Origin of the sequence: Chryseobacterium sp. (assembly GCF_029240215.1) — a bacterium.
In the GTDB taxonomy this organism is placed as follows: Bacteria; Bacteroidota; Bacteroidia; order Flavobacteriales; family Weeksellaceae; genus Chryseobacterium.
Genome location: NZ_JARBTK010000004.1, coordinates 149,823 through 164,049 on the forward strand (window position 1 = coordinate 149,823; position 14,227 = coordinate 164,049).

Genomic DNA, 14,227 nt, shown 5'->3' on the forward strand with positions numbered 1-14,227 from the left:
TTAAATAAATATAAAGTTTGTCATTTCGCAGGAATCTCAACATTGTTATTTAATCATGATTAGATTCCTATGGAAATCGGAGTCAATGACAGAACTGTGAAAGATTGATATTATTACTAATCGCAAATCATCATAATACCAATAATAAATTTCTAAAGAAAATGCTAAAAGAACTTAAATTTTTCTGGGAAACCGTGAAAGAAACCTTCGCAGAATGGAATAATTCTTCCGCATCAAATGATTCGGCAAGTCTTGCATATTATGCTATTTTTTCGATTCCCGGCTTACTGATTATCATTATCTGGATTGCCGGATATTTCTTTGGAGAAGAGGCGATTCGCGGGCAAATAAGCACTCAAATCAGCGGATTAATGGGACAAGATGTGGCAAAAAGCATTCAGGATATGATTGCCGGAGCATTGATTGACAAAGAAAATATTTTTATGAAAATAATTGGAATCGGATCATTAGTTTATGGTTCTACGACTCTGTTTTTCCAACTGCAAAAATCTTTGAATAATCTCTGGGATGTAGAAGCTGCACCAAAGAAAGCTTTGGTAAAATTCCTTTTAGACAGAGCTAATTCACTGGGGATGATTCTGATTTTAGGATTTTTATTAATGATTACCATGGTTTTATCTTCTTTAATCAGCTTATTTAATAATTTTATCACAACCTATTTTGGTCTTGAGACTTATCTGATTGTTGAAATCATCAATTTTGTAATAGGCTTCGGCATCGTTGTCGTATTATTTGCATTGATGTTTAAAGTACTTCCTGATATGGAAATCAGCTGGAAATCAGTCTGGAAAGGTGCTTTGTTAACTGCCGCACTATTTACTCTCGGTAAGTTTTTGCTAAGTCTTTACTTCGGACAGTTTAAACCAACTTCGGCATTTGGAACTGCAGGAACAGTCATTTTGATTATGATGTGGATTAATTACTCCTGTATGCTGATTTTCTTCGGAGCAGAGTTTACAAAAGTGTATACTTATAAAAAAGGATACAAAATAATGCCTTCCAAACACGCCAAATGGAGCAGTGCAAAACTTTACAAAGACAGTCAGTCAGAGAGTGCTATCACTTAAAATTGAATAACAAAATCCTCCTGAAATTTCGGGAGGATTTAATTTTTACATTCTGTTTACCGTTTCTATTCCCAGTAATCGTAATGATTTTTGAATGGTTTTTGCGGTTAAATAAGATAAATTTAAACGAACCTGCTTGATATTTTCATCTTCCTGAATCAAAATCGGATTATTCTGATAGAATGAATTATAAGATTTCACCAAATCATATAAATAATTTGCTACCAAAGCCGGGCTTAAACTTTCTGCCGCTTTAGCAACTATCCCTTTATAATTGGCAAGCTGCATGATCAATTCTTTTTCAGACTGACTTAATTCTATGCTCTCAGTTTCTCTAGCTTCGAAATTTGCTTTTGTCAGCAATGATTGAATACGTGCAAAAGTATACTGAATAAACGGGCCTGTATTTCCATTAAAATCAATACTTTCTTCAGGATTGAAAAGCATTTTCTTCTTAGGATCTACTTTCAGCATGAAATATTTTAAAGCCCCGATTCCAATACTTTCGTAATTATGATTCTTTTCTTCTTCGGTAAAGTTTTCTAACTTTCCTAATTCTTCAGATTTGGACTTTGCAATATCAAACATATCCTGCATCAATTCATCTGCATCTACCACGGTTCCTTCACGGGATTTCATTTTACCGTTTGGAAGCTCAACCATTCCATACGATAAGTGAAATAATTGATCTGCCCATTCGTAGCCTAGTTTCTTTAATATCTTAAATAAAACCTGAAAATGGTAATCCTGTTCGTTTCCTACGGTGTAAATTAATTTCTGAAGATTATTTTCTTTAAAACGCTGTACAGCCGTTCCTAAATCCTGCGTCATATAAACGGAAGTTCCGTCTGAACGAAGCAAAAGTTTCTGATCTAAACCTTCATCCGTAAGGTCACACCAAACCGAGCCGTCTTCTTTCTGATACAAAACTCCCTTATCCAACCCTTCCTGAATAAGGTCTTTTCCTAAAATATAAGTATTGCTTTCGTACTGCACCTGATCAAAATTCACCCCCAGTCTTTTGTAAGTTTCGCCGAAACCTTTGTACACCCATGAGTTCATTTCATTCCAAAGATTTCTTACTTTTTCATCGCCATTTTCCCAATCGAGAAGCATTTGTTGAGCTTCTTTCATTATTTCTGAACTAGCCTTACAAATTTCTTTGAGATTCGATTTTTCAATTTCAAGTTTATTCTCAAGATCTAATATATCCTTAAATATAATTACAAATTTCTTTGAATCTTTCTCAAAAGAATTTACTTTCTCTTTAGATATTATCTGTTCTACTCTTTTAATTACTGCTGAAACTGGTAATTCTAAATCTAATACAGTCTCAAGCTGATTTTCAAATTGCCAATGCAGTGTAGAAAGCTGCTCGAAGTTCGATGTCTCAAGTAGATCATTCTTCCTATTTTCAAGGAAATTAATTTTCTCATTTAAAGCTAAAACCTCTTCTTTTTTTTGAGTATCAAATTTGCCAAACTTGTTTATTCTAAAATCCTCATAAATAATTTGCGTCTGTCTTTTTAGCTCTTTATCAAATGCTACATAATAGTTCCCTACAAAATGATCTCCTTTTATATTATTTATTTCCGGAGTTTCTCCTTTGCCAAATTTTTCCCAAGCCAACATTGACTTACAGATATGAATTCCTCTGTCGTTGATGATTTGACTTTTAATCACATCATAACCGGCTTCTTCAAGAATCTGAGCTACGGAAAAACCTAGAAGATTATTTCTTACGTGTCCTAAGTGAAGGGGTTTATTGGTATTTGGAGAAGAATACTCAACCATAACGGTTTCGTTCTTCTTTTCTATAGTTGAAAATTGATTGCTTACCATTTTAAACTGGTCAACGAAAAACTGATTTTTAACTTTTACATTTAAAAAACCTTTTACCACATTGAAACTTTCAAGCAATTCAGTCTGCTCAGTTAAAGCCTCTCCCAGCTCAACACCAATGCTTTCAGGATTTTTCTTCAATTGTTTAACCAAAGGAAAAGTAACTATTGTAAAGTCACCTTCATACTCAGTTTTATTCTCCTGAATTTCAAGTTGTATATCCTTAAGCTGATAGACATTAAGGATAACCTCCGCCAGTTTTTGTTCTATGATATCTTTAATATTCATTATTCTAATTTGAAATACAAATATACGGAAATAAAAAAACCGCCCGAAGGCGGTTTTGATATAACTTAAAGATGTTTTTAATTTACATCCCAGAAGACTTTTGTTGATAACTTATCTCCTCCGATAGCTACAACAGCGGCTTGGTAGCTAGCCCCATTAATGTTAGGCTCTGTAGATGGATACGTTAATCTCACAGGAATTTTTCCTTCTGCTACAGGATATGCACTTGGAGGTGCAACAATAGCCGGATAATCTAAACGTCTGAAAAATGTCCACGATTCAAACCCTCTGTTATACATGGCAATCCACGCTTGGTTCCCGATTTTTTCTTTCCACATGCCAGGAGCAGTAGTGTAATTAACGTTGGGCTGGGCATAATAAGCAGTGATGTCTGCCGGTAAAATACCCCAATACGACAATGAAGCTTTCACTGCATTTTCATAATGTGTTGCAGCAGAACCAACAGAATATCCTCTTTCTGCGGCTTCGGCCAATATGAAATTGATTTCTGCAGCATCAATTAAAACTCCCGGGAGATTTGGTTCTTTTATTTTATCCCCAATATGAGAATAAGATTCATCATATGGTAGTAAATTTTGGTAACCATAATTCCCTCCTTCATAAGTTGTTCCTCCATGGTCTGCATCTTTAAAAGTGAAATAAACTGGTCTTCTTGGATCACTTAAAGAATTAAGCTTGTTTACGAAAACGGAAGCCGGAACGAAATCATTTCTATTACTTTGAACTAATTCCTCATGAATTAAATTGTAGTTTGGTGCAAAAGAATTGTATGCAAGTAAAGCATTATTTGTGTTACTTTCAATTACCCCAGCTGCATACGCTTCTTCTATACTAGATTTTGCAAGACTATTGTTAACATCCGCCAAATTAATAGCAATTTTCGCTTTCAATGAATTTGCAAACAATTTCCATTTAGAAACATCTCCAGCATATACCAAATCCTGATTAGGAGTTATTGACCCGTAACCTGCATCTAATTTAGTAATTGCTGCATTTAATCTTATAAGAAGCTGAGGATAAATTGCAGCATCATCATCATATTTTGGCAATGGCGTATTTACAATGTCTAAAGACTGAGAATATGGAACATCACCAAAACTGTCTACTAAAACCTGATAAGTATATACCATTAAAACCTCAATAATAGCAATTCTGTTTTGCTGTATCTTGTTCCATTCAGTTTCGGACATCAGAGCTGGTTTGCTTTCTAATAAAATATTCTCTTTTGCTTTCTTAAAATTTCCAAGAACTTCCGCATAGAGATTATCCCAATGATTATCAGGGATATTTCTTGTGGTTAAATCATATCGGGATTCTGCACGGTAGGTAGTTGCTGCCCAATATTGTGAGAAATAGCGAAATACATTTAAATTCACACTTGGTGTGGTAAGCTGATCTACTAATTCTTTTTGTGCATTGGCAAAGAAATACTCTCCGGAAGCTTCATAAGCTTTCAGAGAATCATCATTATAAATATCATCTTCGCTAGCGCAAGAAGCGACTAAAGTGGAAATTGCAAATATTGATAAAAAAAACTTTTTCATAATCTTAAAAATTAACTTTTACATTAAACGATATGGTTCTGACAGTAGGCATTACTCCGGACTGATAACCTTGTACATTACCTCCTGAAGATCCTGCTTCCGGATCAGCCATAGGAAGGTTTTTATGAATAATCCAAAGATTATTACCTAACAGGCTAAATGATGCAGATCTTATGACCGTACCTCTAAAAACTTCATTGGGAAGGGTATAGGTAATGGAAGCTTCTCTTAATTTAACATAAGAACCATCATATACGAAAGCTTTCTCAGGGTTAACTGAACCAAAAATACCTGTTGAGTAACTACCATCAATCCTGATATCATTAGGAGTTCCATCTTCTTTAACCCCTGGTAATATTGTTCCTCCTCCCTGATCTAAGGTATTACGAATAGGATTTCCTAAATCATTTAGACCTACCGTATTAGGATAAAGACCAGTTTCCTGCCCGTATGCTTGATCTAATGAAAAAACATCACCTCCTTTTCGTATATCAATTAAAAAACCTACTGAAAAGTTTTTATATTTAAATGTATTGGAAATTCCTCCCAACCAATCTGCTTGTATATTACCCAAAACCTGATCGTTATTTATCAAATAATACCCATCATCTCCTACTACTTTGTTACCATTTCCATCGTAAACATAGTCTGTTCCACGTATAGTTCCATAGGCTTCTCCTACTGTAGCATTTAATGATGTATGTTGGAAATTTGCCAATTGGAGATTGGTTCTACCTTCATCCAAATAGATTAGTTTATTTCTGTTTCTAGACCAATTCACATTAACATTCCAAGCGAAATTTTCTGTTTTGACAGGAGTTCCACTTAAAGCTACCTCTACCCCTTTGTTTTCTAAATCTCCCGCATTAATCATCTTAAATAAATACTGTGATGCTGCCGAAGTTGGAACAGAAAAAATTTGGTCTGTACTATTGGTTTTATAAACTGAAACATCTAAGCCTAATCTATTCTTAAACATTTGCAATTCTATACCTGCCTCCCAAGATTTAGTAATTTCAGGTCTTAGCTGTGAGAAATCCAAATATGTATTTGAAAGATCAAATAACGCAGCATCAGATATAGCACCATTATTATTTAACCATCCAAATCTGCCCGGTTCAGGATCATTACCAACTTCTGCATAATTCAATCTTAACTTACCTAAATTAAGCCAAGGTTGTTTAATTAATTCCGAGAAAATAAAACTTGTACCCAACGCCCAGTAACCATAGCCACCGTTGGCTGCAGGTAATGCTGTAGATTTATCATATCTGTAAGATCCTTCTAAAAATATTGTTCTATCATAATCGAATGATGCTTGTCCGTAAACACCAGATTTTTTATACTGAACGTCTGTCTCTATAGGTGCAATAAAGGTTTTAGAGTTTTGCAAGGCATAGAAATTTGGTTTTAATAGTCCACCGGTAGTAGATGCATTGAAAGCTTCAATATCTCTCTTGATGAAATTATAGCCACCTGTTAACTTCCCGGTAACTTTCTCCCCAATTTTCATGTCGTATGTAGCAATAAAATCATAATTTTGCTGCATGAAGTCTCTTGTGAAAATTTCGTATCCGGAAGATTGATTTGTCTGTGAAAGACCAAATTCTTCAGCGTGGCTTCCAACAGCTTTTCTTATTTCCTGTTTATCCCTAGTGTAATCAATACCGACTCTTGCTAATAAATTTAAATTTTTAGTTATCTCATAACTAAGTGATGCACCAGTCAAAAATCTTCTTCTTGTATCAGATTCATAATTTTCATATCTACTCCAGTAAGGATTGTCCCAAAAATTAGGTGCTAAATTTCCTCCGGTAGGGCTTATCATATTCCATGTCGCATTTTTTTTCGTTCTGAAGTATTGCTCTCTTAAATCTAAAACGTCAACATTTGTTGCCCACCATTGCCTGAACCCACCTATGATATTATCACCATATCCTACATTATTTCTGCCGATAGTACTTTGATTAGTAAAAGTAACGAAAGCATTAGTCTTTAATTTGCTCGAAAGGTCATGAGAAAAATTTCCAGTGATCGTATTTTTGTTCAAAGAGCTGTTTGGAAGAATACCCGTTTCATAATTATTTGTATATCCGAAACTATATGTTGATTTTTCTGTTCCCCCATTCAATGCGATACTATTGATCATAGAGTAGGCTTTTTTGAAGAACTTAGTGGGGTCGTTTTTTGCGGCAACCCAAGGTGTGGCCTTTTGATAATTTGGATGACCTTCAATAAAAGCATCCCAGTTGTATACTAAGACATTAGGATTAAATGCATTACCGTACGAAGCATCATCTCCTGTAGATGCAATTAAACCATCATCAATACCATCTCCATTAATATCTCCTATGTATGAGCTATCTTCTCCTCCATAACCCTGGCCATAATCTTTCTGATATTTAGCAAATGTAGATTTGTCAAAAGTTCCTACAGAAACCGTAGAACTATATGAAATACCTAATCCTGAATTTTTCTTTCCTTTTTTTGTGGTTATCATTATAGCTCCATTAGCAGCCAAACTGCCATAAAGAGCTGTTGCTGCTGCTCCTTTAAGAACGTTTACAGACTCTATATTATTAGGATCAATATCTGATGCTGCATTACCAAAGTCAAATCCATCACGTGCATTTTTAGCATCATTTGTATTTAAATTGGCATTACTTATTGGAATACCATCTACTACGATTAATGCCTGATTATTACCTGTTATGGATTTGATTCCTCTCATAACGATATTGGTAGATCCTCCAAAATTGGAATTCATTTTAACATCTAATCCTGCAACTTTGCCCGATAGATTATTTAAAAAATTATTAGTTGGAGATGAATTTACCTGATTTGCATTTAATTGCTGTGAAGAGTAGCCTAAGGATTTTTTTTCTCTCTTAATTCCAAGCGCGGTAACTACTACCCCTTCGATTTCTTGTGTTTTTAAGGTATCACTCGGCTTTGTTTGTTGGGCGTTGGCAACAATAAAAGACGAGGACATTACTACAAGTAATATACCTGATGTTAATTTCTTCATATTTATACATTAATTTTGTGTTAACAAAGTTGTAAAACTTTTTCTTAAAAAACTGTTAAAAAGTAAAAAATTTGTTATTTACTTCATAATAGTTTTATTTTTTCTATCTTTCAAACATTTTAAAATGTTAATTTTTATTAAATCGCTAAAAAAGAAGTGATATTTTTATATCAAAGCAGGTTATGAGGAGACAAATAGAAAATTTTAAGCAAACATGCTATAGAGATGAATGTAATTCTTGATGAAATCTTAGGCAAAATTGAACGAATAGTACAAGAAAAATAATTGTGAAAAAGAACTAAACTTATACTGATTTTTATGTCAGTGGAAAATTTAATAGTATTTGAAAACATTCCTACAGTAATCATAAAATACTGATTTTCATAACACTTACAACTAACACAGCTTTAGATAAATAAACAACGTATCAGGAAAGCGAATTGGCACACAGAAATATTTCTTCTCTGATAATTTATTCATCTGTAATAAAAAGAGCAGTTCAATTGTGCAGATTATAATTATCTCAGTTTAGCTTAATTCCAGAGACTGATGAATTGATATAACGACTTTATAGACCCTCAATACCATGGTGAAATACCAAATTGTGATCTGCAACAGAAAATACTGGAAAACCCAGAAAATAATACTCTTTTGACTGAATATCACCGTGCTCATTGAGATGGAAATATATTTAGTACATACAGGCTGAAATTTATTAATTTTTCAACAATTAATGATTAAATTTAAAATGATTCTAAATAAAAAGATCAACAATAAATGCTTCTCTTTGTTATACCTAGATTAGTTCTTTTATCTAAGTTTATCCTGTACTCGAAATTATTGTGAAAATTTATCCGCTCATTACAATAAAAAAGACCACTTTGGAAAGTGGTCTTTTTTATTAACTTAATTAATTAAATTAGTTTTGATTCCAAAATGGAGTGTATTGGTTTTTAACAAATACCTGTGCACTTGAAATATTTGGTACATTAGCAGAGTTGGCAGCATATTCAGAGTTTGGATACACTAGTCTGTAAGGTTTGTTTGGAAACTGTGCCGTTGTAGCCATTGGAGTAAACGGATAACCTGTTCTGTTGTACTCGATAAACATCTCAGTTGGATTGATATTTGTTAAAGCAATCCATTTTTGGGTCATAATTGCCTCAATTTTTTGTGTATCTGTTCCTGTCCAGCCTAATCCTGGTCTTGTAGCGATTTGAGAAAGATAAGTCGCAGTAGCAGTAGCAGCTACACCCAACCAATCTCCATTGGCTGCTATAGCATTGTTAAATTTATCTTGTGCAGGAATATTTCCGAAAATTGCAGGCCATCTAAGTGCAGCCTCTGCTTGTAATAAATTACTTTCAGCTACCGAAAACAACACACCACCTCTAGTATTGTTTTCAGCAATTACATCACCCCATGTACCTACAGATGCGCCCCCTGCAAAATTACCAATTCCTAATTTTGAGGTATTAACATTAGTCACAGGCACTCCCGGCTGACCTGGGACATTACCTTGACGTACGCCTTTTAAACCTGTAAATGCAACACCATTTGCATCAACAGAAGCTACATTGGTAAACAACCTTGATTTTCTAGGGTCAGTAATATTGTTAAATTTAGAATAGTTAGGATCGTTAAGAATTCTATTCCTTTCAAGTGAATTTGCCATATGTTCAGAAACAACTACAACAGAATAGTTTGACACCTGTGCTCCCGAAGCATTTCTAGCCCAGTTCAATATAAATGGGTTCATTTGATCATCACTGGATGATGTATATCCAGGATTAACAGTAACCTCATTTTCAATAAATTTATTAATCGGATCAGCATTAATTCTTGCTGCTAAAGCTGTAAGCTTTTGATTTCTGTAAGTTGCTAATTCACCATTAACTTTAGACATTCTCATCAGCAATCTAAGCATTAAAGTATTTGAAAATGTTTTCCATTTTGCCATATGTAGTTCTGGCGTAGTTCCAGAAAAGACTATATCAGAAGTAGGTTCCAATGCATGCTCATCTGCTTGATCGATTAAGGCATTGGCTTCTTCTAATTTAGAAATTAAAACTTTGTAAATATCTGCATCATTATCATATTTAGGAGTAGTATTCTGTTGCCCCATAAATGCCTCGCTATAAGGTGCATCTCCATATAAATCTACAATATATTGCATATAATATGCCTTCATGATTTTAGCAATAGCAATATAATAGTCTTGCTCATGATTTACATTGGTAAACTTTTCCATTTGGTCAAAATTAGCAACTCTTGGATATAAGTTCTCCCAAATTTCTCTGTAAAAAGTATTATCCACACTTGCTAAACTAAATTCTCTTGAGTAAGGACCTGCAATTGTATACGAGTTTCCTGCCCAACTGTTCATCATGAGATTCCCGAATCGCATCATACTTCCTGCCTGTGTTCTGTAAGCTTGGCTGATAGCACCGGGAAGTATTAGATCTGGCGTAATGTTTTCTGCTTGTACTGCATTAGGATTATCATTTACATCTAAAAATTCATTAGAACAAGATGTTGCACTGAAACTTAAAGCGGCAGCGAGAATTGTTACAAAAAATTTATTATTTTTCATTTTTGTTAATTAAAAAGTTGCATTAAGATTAAAACCAAAGGTTCTCATACTAGGATACTGCCCTGTCACAGCAATTCCACCAGCATTTCCATTTGTATTGGCTGTTTCCGGATCGTTAAAATTTCTATTATCCTTCGCATAGATAAAGAATGGATTTCTTGCATATACGCCTACTGATAATGAATTGACAAATGTGCTTTTTAGAATTGATTTTGGTAAATCATAGCTTAAAGCAATTTCTCTCACTTTTAGGGCTGTACCATCTACAACATATTCTTCTCCTACAGATGAATAAGCTGCGGTTGTAAAATAATTCATTACTCCAAAATAACTATCATCATTTCCAACTGGTGTGGTATTGGTAACATATTGCCCATTAACCAACTGAACAGAATTAGGAATAATATAGCCTTTAGATCTGTCAAATTCAGCTGTTTTTTCAGATGACCCATTAGCTCCTAAAGCCACTTTTGAAAGGGAAACAAAACTATTTCCAGTTCTGTAATCTGCAGTAGCACTCAAGGTAATTCCCTTGAACTTAAATGATGTGTTAAATCCTAAAATATAATCTGGATTTACTTTCCCAAGCACTTCAAAATTTGACGTCGATAAAGGGTTACCGTTTGAGTTTACAATGATATTTCCATTTGGATCTCTTTGATATTTTGTTCCTTTAATAACGGGAAAACTTTCACCTTTAACAGCATATATCCCAACATTACCAGCAATATTTAAAGGTACTTCATCAGCACCGTCTGCCAATGATAAAATTTCTGTATCATACGTTGAATAAGACCCTCTCATTTTCCATTCAAAATCTTTTGTTCTGATTGGTGTAAAACCTAAATCTACTTCGTAACCTTGATTTCTGCTGTTCCCAATATTATCCTGGAAGTTGGTAATGCCTGAAGCGGAAGAAGTTGAAATTGTAGTAATAAAGTTTTTATTATCATTTCTAAATATAGACCCATCAAAAGTAATTCTGTCTTTAAAGAAACCTAACTGCAACGAAGCCTCTTTTGACAAGTAGAATTCAGGCTCGATATCTGCAGCAAAAATCGTCGTTGTAGGCAAATAAGAAGAAAGTGAACCAAAAGGGTACCCCGTTGGGAAAGCACCAACTCTGTCTAATCCATATAAGTCAATGGTAGAGCTGTTTCCTACTCTACTGTAGTTTAAGCTTACTTTTGCATAATTTAATACATTTCCTTTTATGCTTTCGAATGCTTTAGTAGGAATAAATGATGCTCCAAAAGAATAATAAGGATAACCTTTATTACTAAATGGTAACTGCATCCCTAGTGGAGTTACAGGATTGACACTTGTGAAAGAACTTTTCTCATATCTGAACGTAGAGTTGAAATATAAGAAATCTTTATAACCCAAATCTAAATTGGCAAACCACGCAAAAGATCTTTGTCTGGTATTACTGTTATCAAGTCTCGAAAATAAATCCGGCTGTAGTACGTTATTGATGTGATACCATCCTGGTATCTTAAGATTTTCACCACCCACTTGTGTTCTGGATGAAGATGCATCCTGGATATTATGCCCTACATTAAACCTGAAATTCAGGTTATCTGTCAGATTGTAATCAAAATTTGCCATCAAATCACCGTAATATCTAAAACTCGATGAAACAGTTTTATAATAATTTGAAACAATCGGATCAAGACCATAATCTGTAGGTGATGTACCGTCGATTGGCGTTCCTGTACCATTATACACTCTATCAAAAGCAAAAGCATTCAGATGACTTTCCTGAACTGAAGAACCGGAAACGGCAGTTCCGGCATAGGTAAATGAAATATGATCATTTAACTTATACTCCAAATTTATTAATCCTGTAAATGTTCTCTGTTTGGTATCAGCTCTGTCATTATTAATTGTCCAATAAGGATTGACAGTATAAATACTGTAGCTTGCATCAGGAAGAGAATTTCTGAATTGTCTAACGTCAACATTGGTAGGGGTCTGAAGCAACTGTCCATAAAGACCGGAATCTGTAGTTGATGTTCTTCTATCCAAATAATTAACGTTTCCGTCAATTCTGAATTTACCCAATTGTTTTCCGGCTTTAAGTATAAAATTATTTCTTTTTAAATTATCATTTTCAACTACAAAGTCATTTTCAGCTCTGTTCACGGCTAAGAAAACATAAGAATCAGACCCTCCAGCTGTTACAGACAATCCATTCTGAAGCAAAACACCTGTTTTAAAGAAATTTGACATTCCGTCTTCCTTATAATTGAAGGTTTCTGTAAGCCAAGAATTATCAGCTTGTGGCATCCCAACGAGAAGTGACTGCCCACCCAAAACTGATGAATATGCCGGTCCCCAATTTGTATTTTCATAAGGAGTCCAGTTCGCACCTCCATAATCAGTAGTATCAAAAGTATCACCAGGATATCCCTGTCCGTAAACGCTCTGTCTGATAGGCATCTTAAAAACAGTTGAGAAATCAATTGAACTTGTTAAATTAAACTGTAATTTTTCTGACTTTGTACCTCTTTTTGTTGTTACAACAATAACACCATTACTCCCTCTCTCACCATACAAAGCTGCCCCCTGCATTCCTTTAATAATATTCATATTATCAATGATTTCTGGTGGAATATTCTGTAAAATATCTAATGTAGATATTACCCCGTCAATAACAACTAAGGCCTGATTATCTCCTGAGATTGATCTTGGTCCTCTTAATACTACTCTGGTTGAAGAATTAACAGAATTATTGGTTGTATTAATCTGTAAACCTGAAACCTTGCCTGTTAACGCTTGAACTGCGTTAGGGTTGTTAGCTTGGGTAATTTCAGCGTTATTTACTACTTGATTGGTAGAAGTTACAGCATCCTGTCTTTTTTTCAGACCTAATGCTCCAGTTATAACTACTTCACGAATATCCTGAGTTCTCAGAGTATCGCCCTGTGTTTCTTGAGCATTTATCATCACAATGGAAGATGTAAGAACCAAAGCTAAAATACTTGCAGTTAATTTATTCATTTATACATTAATTTTGTGTGGGCAAAGTTGTGAAACTTTTCGTTAAAAACCGTTAAAAATCAAAAAAAATATTAACATTTTTTTATAATTTTATTTTTTATAATTTTAAAGGTTTAAAACAGTTAATTTTTATGGAATTATTAAAAAAATGGTCAAATTTCTATATTGAAGCAGGATGCGATGAAGTAGGAAGAGGATGTTTAAGCGGACCTGTTGTGGCAGCAGCTGTAATTCTTGATGAAAATTTCGAGCAGAATTTAGTAAATGATTCAAAAAAATTGAACTTTAAAACAAGAATGGAACTTGATTTTTACATTAAAGACAATGTAAAAAGTTATGCAATTTCAGAACTTCCGCCAACATTTATTGACGAACATAATATATTGAACGCCAGTATTCATGCAATGCATCGAGCTTTAGATAAATTAACAATACGCCCGGAACTGATTTTGGTCGATGGAAATAAATTTCACCCTTATAATTTTATACCTCATCAATGTATCATTAAGGGCGATTCTAAAATTTTATCAATTGCAGCAGCGTCAATTTTAGCTAAAAATTACAGAGACAGATTAATGATCCAGCTGCACGAAGAGCATCCTGAGTATGGATGGAATACCAACTTCGGATATGCAACAAAAAAACATCAGGAAGCCCTGATAAAGCACGGTATAACAAAATACCACAGACGATCTTTCAGGTTAAAATATGATTAATTAAAATGGTTTGTAAAATTATCATATTAAAAGTTTTAATATTTCAAATTTAAACCATTCTAAACAAAAGAAGAAGCAATACATTACTTCTCCTTTCTGTTATA

General features: G+C 34.0%; 7 protein-coding genes. 2 read left to right on the plus strand and 5 right to left on the minus strand.

All coding sequences use genetic code 11. The features are described from left to right. The first annotated feature begins 161 nt into the window (after nt 1–161). A complete protein-coding gene (locus tag K0R77_RS10325) occupies nt 162–1,088 on the plus strand; it encodes a YihY/virulence factor BrkB family protein (RefSeq protein ID WP_300351976.1) in 927 nt (308 codons plus the stop codon). Nucleotides 1,089–1,133: 45 nt separating this feature from the next. Here K0R77_RS10325 and argS read toward each other — a convergent pair whose 3' ends face one another. The 5 genes from argS to K0R77_RS10350 all read right to left on the minus strand — a co-directional run bounded on the left by argS (nt 1,134) and on the right by K0R77_RS10350 (nt 13,407). After that, a complete protein-coding gene (gene argS / locus K0R77_RS10330) occupies nt 1,134–3,218 on the minus strand; it encodes an arginine--tRNA ligase (protein WP_300351977.1) in 2,085 nt (694 codons plus the stop codon). A gap of 77 nt (nt 3,219–3,295) precedes the next feature. Continuing rightward, complete coding sequence (locus K0R77_RS10335; RefSeq protein ID WP_300351978.1) at nt 3,296–4,783, minus strand: SusD/RagB family nutrient-binding outer membrane lipoprotein; 1,488 nt, start codon at nt 4,781–4,783, stop codon at nt 3,296–3,298. A gap of 4 nt (nt 4,784–4,787) precedes the next feature. Then, complete coding sequence (locus K0R77_RS10340; RefSeq protein WP_300351980.1) at nt 4,788–7,811, minus strand: SusC/RagA family TonB-linked outer membrane protein; 3,024 nt, start codon at nt 7,809–7,811, stop codon at nt 4,788–4,790. A gap of 919 nt (nt 7,812–8,730) precedes the next feature. After that, complete coding sequence (locus K0R77_RS10345; RefSeq protein ID WP_300351982.1) at nt 8,731–10,404, minus strand: SusD/RagB family nutrient-binding outer membrane lipoprotein; 1,674 nt, start codon at nt 10,402–10,404, stop codon at nt 8,731–8,733. Between the two features lie 9 nt (nt 10,405–10,413). Continuing rightward, complete coding sequence (locus K0R77_RS10350; RefSeq protein WP_300351984.1) at nt 10,414–13,407, minus strand: SusC/RagA family TonB-linked outer membrane protein; 2,994 nt, start codon at nt 13,405–13,407, stop codon at nt 10,414–10,416. A 131-nt stretch (nt 13,408–13,538) separates the two neighbouring features. Between K0R77_RS10350 and K0R77_RS10355 the strand changes: the two genes are divergently transcribed. Then, a complete protein-coding gene (locus K0R77_RS10355; RefSeq protein ID WP_300351985.1) occupies nt 13,539–14,123 on the plus strand; it encodes a ribonuclease HII in 585 nt (194 codons plus the stop codon). Nucleotides 14,124–14,227 lie beyond the last annotated feature (104 nt).